Origin of the sequence: Shewanella sp. ALD9, from assembly GCF_002836315.1 — a bacterium.
Classification (GTDB): domain Bacteria; phylum Pseudomonadota; class Gammaproteobacteria; order Enterobacterales; family Shewanellaceae; genus Shewanella.
Genome location: NZ_PJCD01000006.1, coordinates 66929 through 89156, shown reverse-complemented (window position 1 = coordinate 89156; position 22228 = coordinate 66929). Strand labels below are relative to the sequence as shown.

Here is a 22228-nt window from a genome sequence, read left to right as displayed (position 1 = left end):
TTTGTATAAATACATGTTAAACTGAATACGATTCTCTGACCGACAAAATTAAACTAATGGCAGGGTAAGTTTATAGGGGTTAATTATGATAGATAAAACCATTCCGTTGGTTGATTTGCATCGACATTTAGACGGTAATGTTAATGTAAAAACTATTTGGGAATTAGGCCACCAACACGGTATTCAGTTACCCGCTAATTCGCTAGAAGAGCTTGCGCCATTTGTGCAAATCCAAGGGAAAGAGAACAACCTAGTCGATTTTTTGAAGAAACTAGATTGGATGGTCGCGGTATTAGCTGATCTAGATGCTGTAAAGCGTGTTGCTTATGAAAATGTTATTGATGCAGCATCGCAAGGGTTAGATTACGCTGAATTGCGCTTTAGCCCTTATTACATGGCGATGAATCATAATCTGCCCATTGAAGGTGTCGTTGAAGCCGTTATCGATGGTGTACGTGCTGGTGTAAAAGAGCAGGATATTAGCGTTAACCTCATTGGTATTATGTCGCGTTCTTTTGGACAAGAGAAATGCCGCTTAGAACTTGAAGGCATACTTGCTCATCGTGACAGCATTGTGGCGATGGACTTAGCCGGCGATGAACTTGGTTTCCCAGGCGATTTGTTTACTGAGCACTTTAAGCGTGTTCGAGATGCAGGGCTACAAGTTACCGCCCATGCTGGTGAAGCCGCGGGTGCTGAAAGTATGTGGCAAGCCATTAACGTACTGGGTGCAACCCGAATTGGGCATGGCGTGAATGCGATTCATGATCCGAAGTTGATGGAGTATTTGGCCAAGCATCGTATTGGTATTGAATCATGTCCAACTAGCAACTTACATACGTCTACCGTTCAAGATTACGATGTTCATCCACTGCGTAAATTTATGGATGCTGGTGTATTAATTGGTCTTAATACCGATGACCCAGGAGTGAGTGCTATTGATATCGCTCATGAATATCGTGTGGTTAAATCTGAAATGGGTTTCAGTGATAGTCAACTGGCGACATTGCAACGTAATGGGGTTGAAATGGCCTTTATGTCTGACAGTGACCGCAAAGCGTTATACGCTAAAAAAGCGAAGTAAATGGCGAATGTGAGTAAAAAAATAGCCAGCAAATACTGGCTATTTTTGTATTCTACTTTGCATAAATAGTGAGTTAAATAACCCTTGAAAACTGTTGCTGACGAGCTTTTTGACGATAATATACATCAAAGCACATACAGATATTTCGAATAAGTAGACGACCGGTCGTGCTAACGGTAAGTTTGCGGTCTGTGATATCAACCAATTTATCATTAATGAATGTTCGCAACAGTTTTAGATCTTCAGCAAAATATTCATCAAAGTTAATAGCAAACTTTTGTTCAATTTTATCCATGTCTAAATCAAAATGACAGATAATCTGTTTAATGACCGCGCGACGAATTTCATCATCGTGATTTAAGCTACAGCCTTTCCATAATGCATGACCATTAGCATCAATAGATTCGTAGTATGGACGAATATCTTTTTGATTTTGGGCATAGCAGTCGCCAATTTGGCTGATAGATGATACCCCTAACCCAAGCAAGTCACATTCTTCTTGGGTGGTGTACCCTTGGAAATTACGATGTAATTTGCCGGCATTTTGTAACTTTGCCAACTCATCATTGGGTTTGGCAAAATGGTCCATACCAATAAATTGATAACCCGCATCTGTTAACGATTCTATCGTTTGGCGAAGCATATCTAATTTCTGTTGTGGAGCAGGCATATCATGTTCTTTAATTTTACGTTGTGCAGCAAAACGCGATGGTAAATGTGCATAGTTAAAGACAGATAGACGATCAGGCGATAGCTCAATAATGCGTGCAATGGTTTTTGCAAAGGTTTCTGGCGTTTGCAGCGGTAAACCGTAAATTAAATCAACGTTAGTGGACACGAAACCGAGTTCTTTAGCTCTGGCAATTAAGTCGAAAATAAATTGTTCATCTTGCTCACGGTTAACGGCAATTTGTACTTCTTTATTAAAGTCTTGAACACCAATAGACACCCGGTTAAACCCAGCTTCTTTTAAAGTGTCTAACATGCTGAGTTCTATCTCTCGCGGGTCAACTTCAATTGAGTATTCACCCACGTCAGCAAAATTAAAGTGTTGTTTAATTAGTGCGGTCAGTTTAAGAATTTGTTCAGGGCTTAAAAATGTCGGTGTTCCGCCACCCCAATGCATTTGGGTTACGGTATAATTTTTGAATAATGGGGCGCGTTTAATAATTTCAGTGGCCAGATATTCAATGTATTGATCTGCTTTATGAGCATGGCGAGTAATAATTTTATTACAACCACAGTAGTAGCAAAGCTTGGCGCAAAAAGGAATATGCACATATAGCGACAGTTTGTCTGACTTACTGTTTTTAATAGATGTCAGTAGATTTTGCTCAGTAAAGGCATCGTCAAACTCTAGTGCGGTCGGGTAAGAAGTATAACGGGGACCGCTGTAATTGTACTTTTCGATCATCGACTGATCCCAACTAATCTGAGTGGGCTGCTTCAAGGCGTGTCCTCCGGGAGTAAATTAGCAACAGGCGAAGTATGCAATGTTCGTGATCAAATAACCTTGATCTAGGTTGTAAAAATGAATGTTGCCTATGGTGATTAGTGAGGTTTAGCGATAGCTGATATGAAATAATGACCAGACTGTGCAGCAGGTCACAGTTTGTGTTTGGCGATTATTTAAGTAAGGCTGGTTTCTAGCCAAGGTTAAAACGTTGAGAGCCTAAATTGCGCGCCTTACCATCGTATCTCACTTCAGTAAGTTGTACTTTACCGCTGCGGTGTTTCAACACAATGCTCGTTGAACGAGTGCCGTATTCCTCATGTTCGATAAAAATAGATGATAGACGCCGTTCCCACTCAAGACTAATGCCTGTTTGAGGTAAATCTTGATCTTTGGGTTGAGAAGTATCGCGCATGATATTGAGTAATTGGTCTATGCAAGGTGATTGCATTTGTTTGATATAGCTTTGCAGCTGTTGCTGACCTTTAGCCATTTTAGGCCATATATCATCCAGCGCACCGTTACTCACAGCATGAAAACCAGGCTTAAGCAAAGTGGTCGTTAAGGTTTTACTGTTAAAGCAATGGAGTTGATTGTGCTGTTCGAAGACTAAATTAAACGGATTGTAGTTTATCGAGTGTTCAGTTAACCATTGGCTATTGATGTGTTGTTTGGTTAGCGCGTCAACGACTAACTCTCCACGACTGCGAACGCCATCTTGCTGTTCGATTGCTCGAATATTGGTTAGCCCAGCAAATTGACCCTGTTCATTAATTCCTAACCAAGTACCGCCGGCTTGTTTATCTTGCCCAGCGATAATGATTGGTGTTGTTGCCCAACGATAGGCGGGTTCGGTTGCTCTGTGATGAAATTCATCGCGGTTAGCACAGACAATTAAGGGGTAATCTGGATGCGCCTCAACGGCAATAAATAAAATACACATGACTGCCCCTTAAAAGTATCGACACCGCCATCATAACCTAATAAATCGATTATGATTAATGATGATGCTTATGTGTCGAAGCTGACTCGTGATGATGTGCAGCTTTGGTGTCTGAATGATGGCCGTGGTCATGGCTATGTGGTGCTGATTTTAGGTTGATCATCAAACGGCTTAAAAATTTTCGAGGTCCAAGTCGCAATAAGCTGGCGCCAAACAATAAAACGATTGCCACTAGACCAAGTATATTGGCCGCCTCAGGTAACTGTAATGTTAATGATGAGCTCAGAGTGAGTTGATCTGCCACCATTAATCCTACCAGTAAAATCCCGCCTAACATGAGTCCTTGTTTCCAATTCATTAACTTCAACTGGCCGATGCTGAGTACCGGCGCAGCGAGTAAAGTAAATGCCACTGCAATTTGGCTCCAACCACTGTAAGCCAAGGCAAGCGCCAAAATTACCGTGCCTAAATTACAAAAACGCATCGGTAAAAAGACTAATAGCAAAATAAATACCTGTAATGCGGGGTTCTCAAGCGGAACAGAGGGATGACCTATTAGGTTTGCTAATACTAAGCTAAGGATAATCCAGGGGGCACTTCGGTCGACTAATTGGCTAAAGCCAAAGCGCCAAGGTGACTCAGAAAGTGTTGGGTGCGGATCTGTTATATCAACTTTTGTCAGCGTCATTAGTGCCCCAATAGCTAATAGCCCCAATATTTGGTAAAGCGCAAACCAAGGGCCCAATAGTAATAAGGTAATTAACAATGCTTCAGGACCCGCTAGACGCTGCAACCAACGTAACCCTAGGGAAGGATGAGATGGGCGTAATCCAGCAGCAAACCTAGCGGTGGCGATAAAATAACTGCCTAATAAAATAGGAGAAATAGTCAGCAACCAACTAACGAATTGCTCTGAACCATGGTCTTTATGAGCGTGTTCATGGCCACCAGTATCCATCAGTAGCAGTAGGGCTAATAACCCTAAACCTAATAGGCTGCCAATGCCTGCTTGGTATTGATATTGACCTTGCTTGTCTTCTTGTTGATGACCATGAGGTTGATGTAATACCACGTGTAAAATAGAACCGGTAACAAAGGCTTGCAAGTAAACCGTGTTTTCAAGACTTAATTGAGTTAACAAATGTTCGCCAGCAAAGTAGCCGACGCTGGTTAATACCATCATTGCAGCTAAAACGGCGCTAGCCCATCGAGTGCCGACTTGAGGTTTGAGTAACCACCAAATAGCGACGCCAACAGGTAGGCGGTGCATGATCACGCCTAAGGCTAGAAGTGTCGAATTACCCTCTTGTTGTGCCAATACCATCGCTCCACCGTCTGTAATGGTGTGTAGTAATAGTCCGCCAATGCCGAGTGTGAGGGTGATGTTGTGGGTGATTTCTGAATATCGATGAAACAGTTTTTCACTGGCTGTCGGGCCCCAAACGCCAAGCATGACAAACAATAGCGTGATAAACCCACCATGCTCCAACAGTTCTGGCAAAATATGAATGAGCACCAATCCGCCAAGGGAGACGAATATAAATCCATCTAGGCCTTTTTGTAATCCGCTACCTGATGAAAAGAAGCGATAAAAAAGTGGCCCAAACAGCAGTGCAATACAGCTAGCGATTAGATAGAGCATGTTATCCAGAAATAAATCGAAAAAAACAACGCAGTATACCATTTTAAACCAGTATTGTAGCGTGTGAATATCTCAAGCTGAAAAATTTACTTAGAACCTATAGAGAATGCAGATCTAGTCATTGACGTTAAAGCCAAAAACCTTTTTCAGGTCATCACTTTGGTAAGTGTATGTGGCTATTTCTGATGAGGCATTATTCACTATTATTAACAACTAACGCCTTGTAATCATCAATAAACTGGCTGTTTTCATCGCTTATGTTACTGCGTTGGGTATACAATGTAGCCCATATTTTGTTAATTAAAAGATTGTTGTCCATGGATATTTTTTCTGCAGCCGTCATGTTGTTCCTGATTATGGATCCGCTGGGTAATTTACCTATATTCGCTTCCATATTGCGGCATATTGATCCCAAAAAACGCCGTAAAGTCTTAATCCGCGAACTGCTGTTTGCGTTGGTTATCATGTTGTCGTTTTTGTATGCTGGTGAAGCTATTCTTAACTTTCTGAACTTACGTTCTGAATCCGTTAGCATTGCGGGCGGCATTATCTTGTTCTTAATCGCGATTAAAATGATCTTTCCTTCGCCGGGGGGCGTGGCTGGATTAGCCGCTGGTGAAGAGCCTTTTATTGTTCCGATGGCTATCCCGCTAATGGCTGGTCCATCTATTCTAGCGGCCTTGATACTATTGGCGCACACAGATAGCAGCCGCATGACCGATTGGACTATTGCGTTGGTCTCAGCATGGGGGATGAGTGCCGTTATTTTAATGTTCTATAAGTTGTTTACTCGTATCCTTGGTGAGAAAGGCTTAATCGCGGTAGAGCGACTCATGGGGATGGTATTGGTGATGATATCAGTACAAATGTTACTGGATGGAATATCAAATTATATCAACTCCACGGTAAATTAAGCTAAATTGTTATAGATAAACATGGTGCCAAGTAACTGCAGCAAGCCGACTCAACAGAGTCGGCTTGCTGCTTTTAGGCGCTGGGTTAATAGCCATTTGTATTAATTTTTAATCGAATAGATTTATTTACATTAAAGAATGTCTAATTTAATTGTAACCCCGTGGTTGCAACTGTTAATGTCATGTAATTATTGTTTGGGGTGAATTATGAAATATATTATCGTAATGTTGGGGCTTGTTTTTATGACCTTGCAAGGGTGTCAAAATCAGTCAGCAGCATCAAAGGTAGACGAACAAGCAACCACTGTAGTGGTAACCAAACCATTAATTAAAGATTGTGGTCCAAGTGCGATGCCACCTTTACGTGATCGCACCAAATTAACTGAAAATTTGCGCAAGAAAGGACTCATCACCGCGGACATGGATCAAGCACAAATAGATAAAATTGTTGCTGATTATATAACTAAACGCCAAAAAGCATTTGAAAAATGCCATAAACCAACACCAAATACAGGTAAGTCGTAATGAGTAAGTTGACTAAATATCAAGGGTTAGCCGTTTCATCTTTATTGCTTGCATGTAGCAGCATGGCTGTTGCTGCTCCACAAACAGGTACACCTGCAGATGCAGGGCTAATTAATGAACAACAAGTATTGTATTGGTTAATTAAACGTGGCGAAGTGAGTGTTGATGCCAGCGAAGCTGAAAAACAAGCTGCTGTAGATGCTTTTGTAAGCCGTGGTCGAAATGCTACTTTTAAACCTGCTGCCATTGAAGTGAAAGCGGAACAATTACGCATTAAACGCTCAGCGCAAAAAAACACTAAAAGTGTTCAATATGCCGCAGCAAATAACAAAGTTTTAGCCGATCAAGATATTACTAAAACGGTAAAGGTGTTAGCTGTGCTGGTGGACTTTCCTGATTTACCTCACGATGCTAACCAGCTTGAGGTGGGTGATACTGACATGTATTACAGCAGTTATCCTGCATCACATTATCAGCAACTGCTATTTTCAAAAACCGGTTTTACAGGCCCAAGTAATCAAACGCTGCAATCGGCACATCAGTATTTTCAGGCGGTGTCCGGCAATAGTTTTTATTTTACCGGTCAAGTACAAGACTGGGTTACCGCAGACAATAATGCCGCTTATTATGGTGGCAATGACTCCGATGACAATGATAATGCGGTACCCGAGCTAGTAAAAGAAGCCGTCACCAAAGCAGTAAGCGGTATGAGTGATACTGAACTTGAAAGCTATGATATTGAAGACCCTTTCGATATCGATGGCGACGGTAATTATGATGAAGCAGACGGTATTATCGATCACGTGATGCTGTTTCATTCAAGCATCGGTGAAGAAGCTGGTGGTGGAGTATTGGGTGAGGATGCCATTTGGTCGCATCGTTTTTATGTCGATTCAAATACCAATGGTTATATTATTCCTGGTCGCTCCCTTAAGGTATTCGGTTACACCGTGCAGCCAATCGATGCAGCGGCTGGAGTATGCACCCACGAGTTTGGTCATGACTTAGGCTTACCAGATGAGTACGACACCACTAATAGTGGTGATGGTTCACCTGTAGGTGCTTGGTCGTTGATGTCTGGCGGTAGCTGGACGGGTAGCATTGCTGGCGCTCAACCAAGTGGATTCAGCCCGTATGCAAAATCTTTCTTACAGCAAAAATACAAGGGTAAGTGGGTTAATGAGCAGCATATATCTCTGGCCGATTTAACCAGTAGCGGTACCGCTGTGCAACTTAACCATGCCGTCAATACTGATGCCGTAAACCAGCTATCTATAGCACTACCCGCTGAGGCTGTTGCTTTTAAAGCACCACTAACGGGTCAATATCAGTATTATTCGGGTCAGGGTAATATGATCAATAATGCCATGTCTTTTGATGTGACCTTACCATTAGATACGCCATTAGCATTATCATTTCAAGCCCATTGGGATATTGAAGACGATTATGATTATGTGCAGGTGTTGGTTGATAGCGTTGCTATAGAAGGTAACTACACAAATAGTACAAATTCAATTTACCCTACGGTAAAACACTCTATTAGCGGTAAATCGAGCGATATTGGTACCGCGTATGGAAGCGATGCCTGGGTTGATCTAATATTTGATTTGAGTGCATATGCCGGTCGTGATGTGCAAATCAGTGTGGTCTATAAAACCGATGAGGCCGTTGGTGATTATGGTATGGCGATTGATGATATTCAATTAACTAATCAAGGCACGGCATTTTATATCGATGGCGCCGAATCAAGCGGCATTGCAACGCTATCCGGTTTTAGCCGAATTGAAGACAGTCTTGCTGGTAAAGCGAGACGTTACATTGTGCAATTACGCAGCCACCAAGGTGTAGACGCTGGGCTGGTTTATGACAAATACGAACCCGGTGTATTGTTATGGTTAGAAAACTTTAATCAAACCGATAACAATGTGTCAGAACATCCTGGGAAAGGGTTAATTGGCGTGGTCGATGCAGACCAAAATTTGATTGGCAGTCAATCTACTGATGTGCAAATTCGCGATGCAGCATTTAGCTTATTTGCTCAAAGTACATACAGTGGTGATAGCCACTTAGCCGCCGAGCCGCTATTTGACGACAATCGTGATTACAGCGCGCCGCTAAAACCACAGGCTGGGCTGATATTGCCTGAGTTAGGCCTAACCATGCAAGTCACAGAGCAAGCAACAGACAGCAGTACTGCAACCGTTGAATTTGCTTTGTCTGACAGCAGCGTGCTACCACCGGTGACACTTGTCGCCGACATTAATGCACAAGCAACCGGTGCAGATGTTAGTTTTAATGTGGTCGTGAGTGGCGGCACTGATTACACTTATACATGGTCGTTTGGCGTGAATAATGCCACCAGTACCGATACTGCCCCTAGCTATACTTATTCCACATCGGGTGATTATAACGTCAGTGTGATTGTTACCGATGGCGCGGGTAATACCGTGACAGCAACTGAAGTCGTCCGAGTGGTTATTCTGCCAATAGCTGCTTTTACTTTATTACCGACTAACTTAACTGTGGCTCTGACAAACACCTCCAGCCAAGGTTTTGGTAACTTGACTTATCAATGGAATTTTGGCGATAGCAATACTAGTACCGCTCAAAACCCAAGTCATACCTATACAGCCGCTGGCAGTTATACTATTACCTTAAAGACCACAGATTCTCAGGGTAACGAGTCGACAGCCAGTCAAACAATCACAGTATCGTCGCCAATAGTGGCAGTGACTACCCCAACCACAACCACAACCACAACAGATAGTAGCGGTGGTAGTTTGGGTTGGTTAAGTGTATTAATGCTCGGTCTATTGGGCTATCAGCGCAAACGAGTTTAATCTCTCGTAGCAAACAACAGAAACGCCCATAAGGGCGTTTTTTATTTTGATTACTGAGTTAGGTTTACAAGATGCTGAGTAGCGTTAACCTTAAGTGCTTTGATTGATATAATCGACAGCCGCAGGCAGAAATATTTCGCTGACAATAAGCTGTGAACCGTGCAAGTTAAAGTAACGTCTACGCCCCCATAAACTACTGTTAACCTGTTGATTTAAGCTGGTGGCTAGTGCAGCTAAACGGCCACAGGTTTCAAACTGAGCGACTTCAATATTGCCGGGAGTAATGTCTGGGCTATTAAACAATAACTCACCTAAAGGTCGGGTGCCAAGGCGAGTAAAATCATTCTGTTGATTGCGAATCTGTTTATCATCAGCATTTTGATTATTAGGGGATTGAGTGCCTAAAATAGTCTGTGGGATCAGTGTGCGGGCAAATACCCAAGGGGTGCCGTCAAGACACAATAATACTTCGCGGACCCAAACAGGGTTAGTTTGAGCAGGAAATTCATCTGCTAGAGGCTCAAGTAAATGCTCGCCTAACACTTTCACTTCAAAGTGTTTGCAGTGTGTCTTGAGGCGCTGGGTCAAACTTCCGGTTGCTAATAGCCACTCTTTAAGTTGGCTATGAGGCAATGAATCGATCTTTTGTGGCGAAAACCAATGAATTGATTCACCATAAGGAAAGCTAATACTGGTCACGTTCATCTAAAACTCGTTACAATATATCTCAACGGCAGTAGTCTATCATGTCAAAGATGAGCAAACACTCTTAGGGAGTGGGCACGATGGCTTATTTAATTAACGTTCCACATTGAAAGGGTGTCTCTCACTATGAAAAAATTGGTTTCAACGTTAGTTATGCTGTGTTGTTTCGCATTTAATGTCCATGCAGCTGATGAACCAGCCCTCGAAGATTATGCTTATTACGGTTTTGAGCCTGATATTGTAACTAACTATATTTCTAACCGTAAAAAGTTAGGCTTTGTTAAAATCAGTGTCGAATTGATGGTAAAAGATCCGAACGATTTAATGAGCTTAGAACATCATGATCCTTTATTACGCTCGGCCATTGTTGAAATTTTGGGTAATCAGTCAGAAGAAAAGGTTAAATCCTTATCTGGTCGTGAAGAGATCCGCCGTGAATGCTATGAGACAGTCAACCGCCTTATGGAACAAGAAGTCGGTCGCTCTATTGTGGTTAACTTATTATTTACTAAATATTTATACGATTAATGACCCGTTCAACGACTCCTCCGATGCGAGCCAAGCATAATGCAGCTAAGCGCTCGCCAAGCCGATCCGCTACCAAGGTTAATCCTGTTTCTGTGAAGCCTAACAAGCCAGTGTTATCAAAATCATTGCATCCGCGTAATGCCCATCTACAGGGTTATGACTTTGCTGCATTGATCGTTGCTATGCCAGCACTAGCCGCTTTTGTTCGACCAAATCCTTATGGTAATCCTTCCATTGATTTTGCTGACCCAAAAGCGGTAAAAAGCCTCAATGCAGCATTATTGCTGAGCGAATATCATATTAACGGTTGGGATATTCCTGAAGGATATTTATGCCCTCCAGTACCTGGGCGTGTGGACTATTTGCATTACATTGCTGATTTATTAGCGGTTAAAGGCAAAGTAGTCAAAGGGGCAAGTATTCGAGGGTTAGATATCGGCACTGGTGCCAATGGAATTTATCCATTGCTGGGTATTCAAACCTACGGTTGGCAATTTGTGGCGTCGGATATTGATCCTGTGTCTATCGACAATGTTGCTAAAATTGCTCAGCAAAACGCCCAGATTACCACACATTTAAAGTTGAGATTACAGCCGCAACCTGAGCATATATTTAAGAATATCATCGCTGCAGATGAACGGTTTGATGTCACCATGTGTAATCCACCGTTTCATCGCTCACTCGCTGAAGCTTCCGAAGGTTCATTACGGAAAGTCAAAAATTTAGCCAAAAGCCAGCAACAAAAACATGGTCAACAATCGCGTAAGTTAGCGGTTAGTCAGGCTAAACCGACGCTTAATTTCGGCGGTCAAAAAGCCGAGTTATGGTGTGATGGTGGTGAGCAAAAATTCTTAGCCAACATGATCAAGCAAAGCCATGATTATGCCAACCAAGTGCTATGGTTTACGTCACTCGTGTCAAAGTCGGACAATCTCAAACCTTGTTATCAACTACTTAAACAGCTTAATGCTGTGGAAGTAAAAACTATCGAGATGACACAAGGTAATAAAGCGACCCGTATTTTAGCGTGGAGCTTTTTAGCCCCAGCAATACGCCAACAATGGGCCACATTACGTGCTTAATCTTTAGTGGCATCAAACTCAATCGTTTCACTGCCGTGATACACCAAAAAATGTCGCCCTTTAGCACGAGCTATCAAGGTAATGCCCATTTGTTTGGCCAAATCTAGGCCCATTTGGGTAACGCCACTGCGTGACAACAATACTGGTATGCCCATTTTGGCGACTTTGATGACCATTTCTGATGTTAATCTGCCTGTAGTGTAGAAAATCTTATCGTGTCCCGTTTGCTGATCTAACCACATATCTCCCGCCAACGTATCAACGGCATTGTGGCGGCCAACATCTTCAACAAATGCTAAAATTTGTTCGTCTTGGCATATTCCGCAACCATGCACAGCGCCGGCATTTTTGTAGGTTTCATTATAAGCATTGATATTGCCGAGTAAGGCATAAATAGTCGATTGTTTGAGTGATGGAGTAGGTAAATTAATCTCATCCAAGCCTTGTAAAAATCCACCGTAAACAGTGCCTTGGCCACAACCGGACGTCACTGTTTTTTCAGACAATTTCTGCTCAATATCTTCAGATATCTCTTGGGTTATCACCGCCGCTGAACTGACTTCCCAATCAACGATAACCGACTCTAATAGACTTAACTCGCTAATAAACCCCTGGTTTTTTAAGTAGCCAATAGTGAGTGACTCTGGTTTAGCCCCCAATGTCATTAAGGTTACGATAGGACGCCAATTTAAATATACGGTTAATGGTCGTTCGCAAGCGACAAATTTATCGACGACCTGGCCTTGTTCGTTGATGGCTTTAACTGCAATGGTGAGCGGAACCTGCGTGTTGGTTTTAACAAACTTTATTGCATTGCGCTGCAAAGATGTGGCTGAAACAGATTGAGTCATAAGCGAGATAGCCTCTTAGTGGGTCATTCATAGATTGAAAGAATAGGCAGAGTTTGCCTGCTTCAACACCTGATGATCATAGCAATTATTATTCCTTAAACTGAAAACAACTTGTCTAAGCGTGATCTGGCGCAAATCTTCACAAATTCAATGAATTTGGCGCGTATTAATGTCCCACCTAAAATTGCACTGTGGACATATTGTCCTATTCTTAGGAGGGATTTCGGGATCTAGTTCAAAGTTAATTTTACTTTTTAGTTGGCATCATTTTTGCTCCTATTTTAGTTATAAACAAATCAATCAAGTGTATTTCAATACACATATTCATGTCAGAGGTAAGCATTACCATGCAACACACCGACACGATTTGGCCAATGTATGTTTCATTGAAAAAGGTTCAAACCCAAGTAGGGCGCTGGACATCTGTTCGCTGGGAGCTAGATCAAATGGTTCCAGCAACAGAGCAGCAACCAGACAATTCTGTTTTGGTGCCACTGGAATTGTACAAAGATCAACGTGGTAGTTATCGCATCAATCTCGATATGGATAATGCAACACTCTTTATTGTGTGCGATGAATTGATTGATGGCACATGGGTGCCTGCGATGATCTCTGCCGATCAACACGTGAGTGCCGGTTGCCTAGAATCAGATACTCCAGTGCTTAATATTCCCATGCCTAGCGCCATTGCCTGTTGGATAGAGGCATTCATCACTCGTCACGGCGAAGTGGAAATCAGCGCTCATAGACGCAAGCATGTTAACCGCCGTAAAAATGAAGGGCCGAGCGCGAATCGCTCTGGAAATATGCAATGAGCGATAAAGCAGAAGGTCTTCTTAACCGTTGGGAAATTAGGCGTCAGCGGGTTGCTGAAGAGGCTAAACAAGAAGAGTTGTTGCAACAGGCACAAGAAAAGCCTGATGACTTCAACATACTAACAGCTGAACCAATCGAAGACGTTAGCGCTATAGATGCGGATGAGGTGGCAGAGCCAGAAGCATTACCAGACCCAAACTCGATTGAAGTAGGTGGCAGTTTTGCCCGCTTTATGGCCAAAAGTGTCGACCCAACGACTAAAGCTGCTGCGCTACGAGCATTATGGAAACAGCCACAATATGGTCATATCGATGGGCTGCTTGAATATGCATTGGATTATACCAATCAACCGCTATTGTCAGCGGATGTATCTGCAGAGTTGGCCAGTAAAGTGTTTCGATATGTCATTGAAAAAGAAAAGCCTGAGCCAGAATTAGATGCTGACTTAGCGCCAACTGACTTAGCTGACCCCGCTGAATTAGCACCAAACGAATTAGCCGAACAAACCGACTCGATAGCCGAAGAGGACTCAATCGATTTAGCCGATAATGATGCAACAACGATTGCGGCGTTATCGCAAGCAGAACAACCGCTTTACCAGGATGATGATCTGCTAAAGCAAGCTGTCGCCAATGATGAGGCGAAAGCGTAATAACGACACCGTCACAAGATGAATATGACATAAATAAAAGTCGTTAGTTACAGATTTAGAACAAGTTAATGTCAATCTATTACGTGCAATAAGCGTGAACAGTGAACTGAGCTATCACTGTTAATGAGGTATAAAAACCGATAATTGGGAACGCAATGAGTATAAGAAAAAACCAGCCACAGCTGAAACAAGCACGACAACAGGTGATGGCGAATACGCAGATTTTGCAAAATTTAATTCCGCCCACTGTTAGCTATATCACCCAGGGGCATGTGCTTATTATTGGGCCTGAAGATCTCGCGCGTTTAGCTGCGGACAAATTGTCCACAATGGCAAGCCGAGTCATTTTAGCCAATGAAGCGATCACTAACCAAGATGAAACTCACCTTGAAGCGGTGATGAATGCAGCCACTGATGTTGAAAGTTATTACAATAAATTGGCCAGCGTAAAAGGTTTTTTAGGCCAGTTTCAGGTCAAAGTTGAAGGTGAAAGCGGTATTAGCGAACTAAGTGTGGTGGCCATACGCCAAGCGCACTTTGATATTGTGCTCGATTTAAGCCACAGCCCATGCATTAACCTTGAAATGCTTCCTCCTGGTTACTTTTATGTCGGCCAAGACAGCGATTTACTTGCCGATGCGATTGCCAGTATTCCAGAGTTAATCGGTGAGTTTGATAAACCGCGCTATGTCCGAGTTAACAGCGATATTTGCGCTCATGATAAACACGGTTTAAACGGTTGTAATCGTTGTTTAAACTTTTGCCCTGCTGATGCCATTAGTAGCGTTGCACATAAAATTGAAATTGACCCTTATCTTTGTCATGGCGCAGGCAGCTGTACTAATGCATGCCCAACTGGGGCGCTAAGCTATGATTTACCAACCCCAGCCTCACTGCATACTTACCTCGAAAAGTTAATTAGTCGTTATCGTCAAGAAGCGCAAACTGCCCCAGTAATATTATTTCATGACAATGAAGCTGGCGCAGAATGGATTAACGAGCAGCTAAGCGGTGACGTGTTACCTGTTGCAATGGAAGAGATCACTGTAGCAAGTATTGATCATTGGTTGGCTGCATTAGCCAATGGTGCACGCGAAATTTTAATTCTACACACTCCGGTTACGGCACCAACATTACTGCAAATGCTTAAAGGTGAGTCTACATTAGCCAATCGCATACTCGACCAAATGGGACAGCCACAACGGATTCGTTTAATTACCCCGTCAGAGCTAACCCAGTTAGATGAGGCGCTAGCCATTAGTTTAGCTTGGCCAGTGATAATGCCGATGACCTTGAACGCTATCGAACCTAATACCAATGTAAAACGCAATATTATGTTCCAAGCGATTGACCACCTAAATGGTCAAGCTGCAGGTGTTGATGACGTGTTAACCATGGCGAATATTCCCTACGGTATGGTTAGCATTAACAGTGACAAGTGCACATTATGTTTGTCGTGTGTGTCAACGTGTCCAACCCAAGCGTTAAAGGATGGCGGCGACGCTCCTGCTCTTAAATTTGTTGAGCAAGATTGCGTCCAATGCGGTTTATGTGAAGCGGCCTGTCCCGAAAACGTCATTAGTTTACTACCTCAAATCAACTTCAATCAGTCTACAAGACAACAAGTTCAAGTATTAAAACATGAGCCTCCGTTTGAATGTATTCGATGTGGTAGTGAATTTGCCACCCAATCTATGGTGAAAAAAATAATTGAGATGGTAGGTGAACATAGTGCGTTTAGCGCCAATATTGAACGTTTGAAAATGTGTGGCGATTGCCGTGTAAAAGACATGTTTGAAGACATCCTTGACGATCCAGAAAAGCAATTGCAATAAGAGATCTCCTATGACAGAAACAGGAAGACAAGTAAGTGAAAATGATCAGTTAAGAGCCGATATATATCAGTTGCTGGCTGCGTTATTTCGTCGCCAACCCAATACTGAGTTATTACAGTTTTTAGCTGGTTTAGAGGTAGAGGCCGAGGATGGCAATACCATGAGTCAAGCATGGAATGCGTTAAAACTGGCAGCAGAAAATAGTGATACCAACACCCTAGAAGATGAATACTTTGCCATTTTCTTAGGCGTAGGCAGTGGTGAGATTATGCCTTATGGCAGCTGGTTTATGACTGGCTCTTTAATGGATAAACCCTTAGCGGCATTGCGGAGTGACTTGATGCTACTAGGCTTTGAACGTGAAGAGAATGTTAAAGAACCAGAAGATCATGTCGCTGCATTATGCGAAGTCATGGGCTGCTTAATTTTAGAAGCACCAGGTTACCGTCAATTAGCGTTTTATCAACGCCATATTGGCAGTTGGATTATACGTTTTTGCGATAATTTGGCTAAAACACCTAGTGCTAATTTTTACCTAAACGTCGCGCAATTAGCTAAAGCATTTTTTACCGCTGAAGCCAATGAATTTGAACAACTGAGTTTGGATATTCCGGTGAATTGTCCAGGTAGTGCTGACTTAGATCCGCTTGAAGAAGAGGTTGTACAAATTAACTAAACTGGATGACGGCTTATTTAGCCCCATCTTTATTTTAACAAGGAGACCATATGAAAAAGCAAGCTTCCGACATGGGTCGTCGCCAAATGCTCAAAGCATTAGCGCTCGGCAGTGCGGCAGGTGCTGTGGCCAGTGTCAGTGCACCCGCACTTGCTCAAGTCACTAAACCGTCTACAGAAGAGCCTACGGGCAATAACTATCGCGAAACTGAGCATATTCGCAATTACTATGCTTCGTTAAGCAAATAACAAAGGAGAGTGTGTGATGCGATTAACCCGCAAAACAGACACGGCCACTAAAGCTGAAAAGTCAGGCCTAGGTCTTAACCGACGTCAATTCCTCAAGTCTGCCAGTTTGGCGACCGGTGGTATTGCAGCGGCTTCAATGCTTGGCGCAGGTATGATGCGTAAAGCAGAAGCTAAAGATGTACCGCACAATGCACCTACCGAAATAAAACGAACTATTTGTTCACATTGTTCAGTAGGTTGTGGTGTGTATGCTGAAGTTCAAAATGGTGTGTGGACAGGGCAAGAGCCTGCGTTCGATCATCCATTTAACCAAGGTGGACATTGTGCTAAAGGCGCAGCATTACGTGAGCATGGTCACGGTGAAAAACGCTTAAAATACCCAATGAAGCTAGAAGGTGGTAAATGGAAGCGTCTATCATGGGATCAAGCCATAAATGAAGTAGGCGACAAAATGGAGTCGATTCGTCAAGAGTCTGGTCCTGATTCAGTTTACTTTATGGGTAGTGCTAAATTTTCAAACGAACAAGCTTATATGTATCGCAAATTAGCAGCAATGTGGGGCACTAACAACGTCGATCACTCTGCTCGTATTTGTCACTCTACCACGGTAGCCGGTGTTGCAAACACTTGGGGCTACGGTGCGCAAACTAACTCGTTTAACGACATTCGCAATTCAAAATGCATGATGTTTATTGGATCTAACCCATGTGAAGCTCACCCAGTGGCGATGCAACACATTTTGATTGGTAAAGAACGCGGTGCCAAAATCATCGTAGTTGATCCACGTTTTACCCGTACAGCGGCTAAGTCTGATGAATATGTCCATATTCGTCCAGGTACTGACATTCCATTTATTTATGGTCTGCTATGGCACATTTTCGAAAACGACTGGCAAGATGATTCGTTCATTTCTCAACGTGTATACGGCATGGAACGTATCCGAGAAGAAGTGAAAAAATACACTCCAGAAGAAGTCGAACACATTGCCGGTGTGCCAAAAGCACAAATGTACCGTGTCGCTAAAATGATGGCAGAAACTAAGCCTGGCACTATCGTTTGGTGTATGGGTGGTACTCAGCATCACATTGGTAATGCTAACACTCGTGCTTACTGTATTTTACAGCTTGCCCTTGGCAACATGGGTATCGAAGGCGGCGGAACTAACATTTTCCGTGGTCACGATAACGTACAGGGTGCGACTGACTTTGGTTTGTTATTTGATAACTTACCTGGTTATTACGGCTTAACGTCTGGCGCATGGGACCATTGGGCTAATGTGTGGGACCTTGAACCAAAGTGGATCACCGAGCGTTTTGACCAAGGTGAATACTTAGGTCAATCGCCACAAACATCTGCGGGTATTCCTTGTTCGCGTTGGCATGATGGTGTGTTAGAAGACAAAACCAAGATTGCTCAACGAGACAATATTCGTCTGGGGTTCTTTTGGGGTCAGTCAGTTAACACCGAAACTCGCGGTCGTGAAATCCGTGAAGCACTGAATAAAATGGATACCATTGTGGTCGTTGATCCATTCCCAACCATGGCGGGTGTTATGCACGAACGCCAAGATGGAGTGTATTTATTACCTGCGGCAACTCAGTTTGAAACCTACGGTTCGGTTTCAGCCTCCAACCGTTCACTGCAGTGGCGTACGCAAGTTATCGAACCATTATTTGAGTCATTACCTGATCACACCATCATGTATAAACTGGCCAAAAAATGGGGCGTTGCGGATCAATTCTGTAAGCACATCAAGGTTAATGGCGATGAGCCATTAGTGGAAGACATTACCCGTGAATTTAACACCGGTATGTGGACTATTGGTTATACAGGCCAAAGCCCTGAGCGTTTGAAAATGCACCAAGAAAACTGGGGCACATTCGACGTTAACTCACTTGAAGCACCCGGCGGCCCAGCTAAAGGCGAAACCTATGGTTTACCTTGGCCATGTTGGGGTACACCAGAGCAGAAACACCCTGGTTCTCAAATCTTGTACCGCACCGGACGTGAAGTTAAAGACGGTGGTGGTAACTTCCGTGCACGTTATGGTGTTGAACACGAAGGCAATAACATTCTGGCTGAAGGCTCTTTCTCAAAAGGCTCTGAAATTGAAGATGGTTACCCAGAGTTTACCGCCGACATGCTTAAGCAGCTTGGCTGGTGGGACGACCTAACAGCAGAAGAAAAAGTCAAAGCTGAAGGTAAAAACTGGAAAACTGATATCTCTGGCGGTATTCAACGTGTGGCAATTAAGCATGGTTGTATTCCTTACGGTAACGCTAAAGCGCGTTGTATTGTGTGGAACTTCCCTGACGATATTCCATTGCATCGAGAACCGTTATACACCCCTCGTCGTGACTTAGTGGCTAAATACCCTACTTATGAAGACCGTATGGTGGCTCGTCTACCAACGCTTTATAAAACAATTCAAGACAAGGATTTTGCTACCGACTATCCACTTGCCGTAACAACCGGACGTTTGGTTGAATACGAAGGTGGTGGTGAAGAAACCCGTTGTAACCCTTGGCTTGCTGAATTGCAGCAAGAAATGTTTATCGAGATCAATCCAGCAGACGCTGCAGATCGCGGTTTACGTGATGGCGATGACGTATTTGTTCACAGTCCAGAAGGTGCAAAAATTACTGTTAAGGCAATGGTTACACCACGTGTTATTGCAGGTGAATGTTTTATGCCATACCACTTTGCAGGCGTATTTGAAGGCAAGAGTTTAGCCAAAAACTACCCTGAAGGAACCGTGCCTTATGTGATTGGCGAATCTGCCAATACCGTAATGACCTATGGTTATGATGTCGTAACGCAAATGCAAGAGACCAAGTCTAGCTTGTGTCAAATAAGCAAAGCCTAAACACTTGATGAGGAGATAAGCCATTATGGCAGTCATGAAATTTCTGTGTGACACCAAACGCTGCATCGAGTGTAACGGTTGCGTCACAGCATGTAAAAACGAAAACGACTCTGCTTTAGAGTGGGGTATTCAGCGTCGCCGCGTGGTAACGCTTAATGATGGTGAACCAGGAGAAGCGTCAATCTCAGTAGCATGTATGCATTGTACCGATGCACCATGTATGGCTGTATGTCCGGCCGACTGTTTCTACCGTACCGAAGACGGCATTGTGCTACATAACAAAGATACGTGTATCGGTTGTGGCTATTGCTTCTATGCCTGCCCATTTGGTGCACCGCAGTTCCCTAAGAAGTCTGCATTTGGTAGCCGTGGCAAAATGGATAAGTGTACTTTCTGTGCTGGTGGCCCAGAAGAAGATCATTCAGAAGCCGAGCGTCTAAAATACGGTTCAAACCGTATTGCAGAAGGCAAATTACCAATGTGTGCAGAGCTTTGTTCAACCAAAGCATTGTTAGCCGGCGATGCAGGCATAGTGTCTGACATTTACCGTCAACGTATGGCTGCACGCGGTAATCCAAATGTAATTTGGGGCTACAATCCTAAAACAGGCGAAATGATCTAACCCAGAGCAATGGCTGCGATAATTTTCGCAGTCATATAAGGAGTGACAATGTTAACTTTAACGTTAAACAAATCACTGCGCAGGATGTTTGCTCTGTTGGTTCTGTGTATGGGATTGGGGTTGGTTACATCAATGGTGTATGCCGCCGATGAACAATCAAGTCAGCAACAAGCAAAGTCTAAAACCAGTGATGCAGATCTCTGGCGCGCAGTAAAAGCCGGCGAACCGGGATACAGTACAGACAAAGGCCTTGATGCTGATGTTCTGATAAATGTATCGGGTAATGAAGGCAAGATATTGCGAAATACCTACCTGAAACCCGCACTCGGCTTAGCCGTTGTCGGTGTTTTTGCAGCCTTTTTAGTGTTTTACTTCGTTAATGGTCCATCTAAACTGAGTAAAGGCTTTTCGGGCAAAATGGTACTTCGTTGGAGTAAAAGTGATCTCTGGTTACATTGGACTATGGCAGTTTCATGCTTAATCATGATGTTAACCGGTATAATCATTATGCTCGGACGCCATTTCTTAGCCCCTTATGTCGGTGACGGTATTTGGGCGGGGATCATCGCCTTTAGCAAGTTTGCCCATGACTGGTCTAGCCCCATTTTTATGGTGTCTTGGCTGTTGTGTGTTATCAAATGGATGCCACTACAAACCTTCAAAATGTATGACTTGAAATGGTTTTTAGTGGTGGGTGGCTACATTAATTTTGGTCCGTTTAAAGGCAAACATCCAGACAGTGGATTTGCTAACGCGGGTGAAAAAATGTGGTTTTGGACCTTAGCTATTTTTGGTCTAAGCATCAGCATAACAGGCATAATGTTAGTGTTTCCAACACTGGATTTACCGCGCGAACTGTCAATGCTCGCCTTACTTGTACATGGCTTAAGTGCGACGATTCTAATCGCATTTACCATAGTACATATTTGGATGGCGACCGTACTCAGTGAAGGCGGTATGGAGTGTATGGTATCTGGCTATTGTGACGAAAACTGGGCTTCGCAGCACCACAATGTGTGGTACGACGAAATCAAAGCCGATGGCAGTTTAAAATACAAAGAGTAGCCCTGCTTTCTGGTGTTAATGCACCAGGTTGATGGCAGAGATAAAACACCTTGTTGGGTAACTAACAAGGTGTTTTTTATTGCTGCAGGTACATTAATAAGTTTTGGGATGCAGGTAATGAATCGAATTGATTGCAGTAGATGATGGCGGTTTAATTTGAATCACTGTTCAAACTCAGTTAGTGTGCAGGATATTATTAAATCACTAGAAAACGAGTCGCTCTATAGGCTTGTTGTGTGACCAAACTAAAAGACAAACAATGATAGCCATTTCTCGAAATATTCAATTTTTACTCTTTGCCTTTATATTGGCAGGTTGTTCTACTATCCAATCAGGTAGTGGAGATATGATAGGTTTCACTGAGTCAGGTAAAGCCTCGTACTATAGTGATATACATCAAAACAACAAGACTGCAAGCGGTGATATCTATCAGCATAATCAAAAAACCGCTGCGCATAAAACGCTACCATTTGGCTCTAATGTCAAAGTGACTAATACCCATAATGGTAAAAGTGTTATCGTTAAAATTAATGACCGTGGTCCGTTTGTTAGAGGGCGCATCATTGATCTTTCAAAGTCTGCCTTCAGCAGTATTGGCAATATATCTAGTGGTTTAATTGACGTTAACATTGAAGTCGTTCGTTAGCACTTTTCTATGGCGCAATATGTCTTGCTGACCTGGCATCGAAGATAATCCAGCTTGCTAATCAACTGGCCGTATGGTCGGTTTCGTAGGCGAACGTTTAACATATGGTTTGGTTTCGCTTTCTTTAGCTGAGCTTTTATAAGAGTCGGTTTAACAGTAAGTCATTATTTAAATTGTAATGTAATAGGCTGCGAAATTAACCAGATTAAAAAACTATGTGGAAGTGTTGCAGAAG

The 22228-nt window shown here is 43.0% G+C and carries 20 protein-coding genes; 15 read left to right on the top strand and 5 right to left on the bottom strand.

The window, feature by feature from the left end; genetic code table 11:
- The first annotated feature begins 85 nt into the window (after positions 1–85).
- Positions 86–1084: an adenosine deaminase gene (gene add, locus CXF88_RS14205; RefSeq protein ID WP_101087463.1), complete on the top strand. Its 999-nt coding sequence runs from the start codon at positions 86–88 to the stop codon at positions 1082–1084.
- Positions 1085–1157: 73 nt separating this feature from the next.
- Here the strand turns inward: add and hemN are convergent, their stop codons facing one another.
- The 3 genes from hemN to CXF88_RS14190 form a co-directional block, all read right to left on the bottom strand.
- Positions 1158–2534: an oxygen-independent coproporphyrinogen III oxidase gene (gene hemN, locus CXF88_RS14200; protein WP_101087462.1), complete on the bottom strand. Its 1377-nt coding sequence runs from the start codon at positions 2532–2534 to the stop codon at positions 1158–1160.
- A gap of 196 nt (positions 2535–2730) precedes the next feature.
- Positions 2731–3480 (bottom strand): NRDE family protein, encoded by a 750-nt coding sequence (locus CXF88_RS14195; protein WP_059745304.1) that lies wholly within the window; start codon positions 3478–3480, stop codon positions 2731–2733.
- A gap of 55 nt (positions 3481–3535) precedes the next feature.
- Complete coding sequence (locus tag CXF88_RS14190; protein WP_242445170.1) at positions 3536–5122, bottom strand: metal transporter; 1587 nt, start codon at positions 5120–5122, stop codon at positions 3536–3538.
- 317 nt (positions 5123–5439) lie between these two features.
- On the opposite strand from CXF88_RS14190, the gene CXF88_RS14185 reads away from it, so the two are divergent.
- The 3 genes from CXF88_RS14185 to CXF88_RS14175 all read left to right on the top strand — a co-directional run bounded on the left by CXF88_RS14185 (position 5440) and on the right by CXF88_RS14175 (position 9401).
- Positions 5440–6036: a YhgN family NAAT transporter gene (locus tag CXF88_RS14185; protein WP_041412685.1), complete on the top strand. Its 597-nt coding sequence runs from the start codon at positions 5440–5442 to the stop codon at positions 6034–6036.
- Positions 6037–6243: 207 nt separating this feature from the next.
- On the top strand, positions 6244–6561 hold the full coding sequence (locus CXF88_RS14180) for a hypothetical protein (protein ID WP_101087460.1): 318 nt from the start codon (positions 6244–6246) through the stop codon (positions 6559–6561).
- Positions 6561–9401 (top strand): immune inhibitor A domain-containing protein, encoded by a 2841-nt coding sequence (locus tag CXF88_RS14175; RefSeq protein ID WP_101087459.1) that lies wholly within the window; start codon positions 6561–6563, stop codon positions 9399–9401. The genes CXF88_RS14180 and CXF88_RS14175 overlap by 1 nt, the downstream gene beginning before the upstream one ends.
- A gap of 90 nt (positions 9402–9491) precedes the next feature.
- Here the strand turns inward: CXF88_RS14175 and CXF88_RS14170 are convergent, their stop codons facing one another.
- Entirely contained in the window at positions 9492–10106 is a 615-nt protein-coding gene (locus tag CXF88_RS14170) for a chorismate lyase (protein ID WP_101087458.1), read from the bottom strand.
- A gap of 126 nt (positions 10107–10232) precedes the next feature.
- Between CXF88_RS14170 and CXF88_RS14165 the strand changes: the two genes are divergently transcribed.
- Both CXF88_RS14165 and rlmF read left to right on the top strand, forming a co-directional pair.
- A complete protein-coding gene (locus CXF88_RS14165; RefSeq protein WP_101087457.1) occupies positions 10233–10634 on the top strand; it encodes a flagellar basal body-associated protein FliL in 402 nt (133 codons plus the stop codon).
- Entirely contained in the window at positions 10634–11716 is a 1083-nt protein-coding gene (gene rlmF / locus CXF88_RS14160) for a 23S rRNA (adenine(1618)-N(6))-methyltransferase RlmF (protein WP_101087456.1), read from the top strand. The genes CXF88_RS14165 and rlmF overlap by 1 nt, the downstream gene beginning before the upstream one ends.
- Here the strand turns inward: rlmF and CXF88_RS14155 are convergent.
- On the bottom strand, positions 11713–12567 hold the full coding sequence (locus CXF88_RS14155) for a formate dehydrogenase accessory sulfurtransferase FdhD (RefSeq protein ID WP_101087455.1): 855 nt from the start codon (positions 12565–12567) through the stop codon (positions 11713–11715). The genes rlmF and CXF88_RS14155 overlap by 4 nt on opposite strands.
- A gap of 347 nt (positions 12568–12914) precedes the next feature.
- On the opposite strand from CXF88_RS14155, the gene CXF88_RS14150 reads away from it, so the two are divergent.
- The 9 genes from CXF88_RS14150 (at position 12915) to CXF88_RS14110 (ending at position 21993) form a co-directional block, all read left to right on the top strand.
- Positions 12915–13382, top strand: a complete 468-nt coding sequence (locus CXF88_RS14150) for a DUF3305 domain-containing protein (protein WP_059745292.1) — start codon at positions 12915–12917, stop codon at positions 13380–13382.
- Complete coding sequence (locus tag CXF88_RS14145) at positions 13379–14035, top strand: DUF3306 domain-containing protein (protein ID WP_101087454.1); 657 nt, start codon at positions 13379–13381, stop codon at positions 14033–14035. Before CXF88_RS14150 ends, CXF88_RS14145 begins: the two co-directional genes overlap by 4 nt.
- Positions 14036–14190: 155 nt before the next feature.
- Positions 14191–15870, top strand: coding sequence for a 4Fe-4S binding protein (locus tag CXF88_RS14140; protein ID WP_101087453.1), 1680 nt, complete (start codon positions 14191–14193; stop codon positions 15868–15870).
- A 10-nt stretch (positions 15871–15880) separates the two neighbouring features.
- The gene (locus tag CXF88_RS14135) at positions 15881–16546 is read left to right on the top strand and encodes a molecular chaperone TorD family protein (RefSeq protein WP_011635547.1); all 666 of its coding nucleotides are present in this window, start codon (positions 15881–15883) and stop codon (positions 16544–16546) included.
- A gap of 50 nt (positions 16547–16596) precedes the next feature.
- Positions 16597–16794: a twin-arginine translocation pathway signal gene (locus CXF88_RS14130; RefSeq protein ID WP_011635548.1), complete on the top strand. Its 198-nt coding sequence runs from the start codon at positions 16597–16599 to the stop codon at positions 16792–16794.
- Between the two features lie 16 nt (positions 16795–16810).
- Positions 16811–19660 carry a formate dehydrogenase subunit alpha gene (locus CXF88_RS14125; RefSeq protein WP_101087452.1) on the top strand — a complete coding sequence of 950 codons (2850 nt, stop codon included), beginning with the start codon at positions 16811–16813 and terminating at the stop codon, positions 19658–19660.
- 25 nt (positions 19661–19685) lie between these two features.
- The gene (fdh3B, locus tag CXF88_RS14120; RefSeq protein WP_101087451.1) at positions 19686–20282 is read left to right on the top strand and encodes a formate dehydrogenase FDH3 subunit beta; all 597 of its coding nucleotides are present in this window, start codon (positions 19686–19688) and stop codon (positions 20280–20282) included.
- A gap of 48 nt (positions 20283–20330) precedes the next feature.
- Positions 20331–21347 carry a formate dehydrogenase subunit gamma gene (locus tag CXF88_RS14115; RefSeq protein ID WP_101087450.1) on the top strand — a complete coding sequence of 339 codons (1017 nt, stop codon included), beginning with the start codon at positions 20331–20333 and terminating at the stop codon, positions 21345–21347.
- 259 nt (positions 21348–21606) lie between these two features.
- Entirely contained in the window at positions 21607–21993 is a 387-nt protein-coding gene (locus CXF88_RS14110) for a septal ring lytic transglycosylase RlpA family protein (RefSeq protein WP_101087449.1), read from the top strand.
- Positions 21994–22228 lie beyond the last annotated feature (235 nt).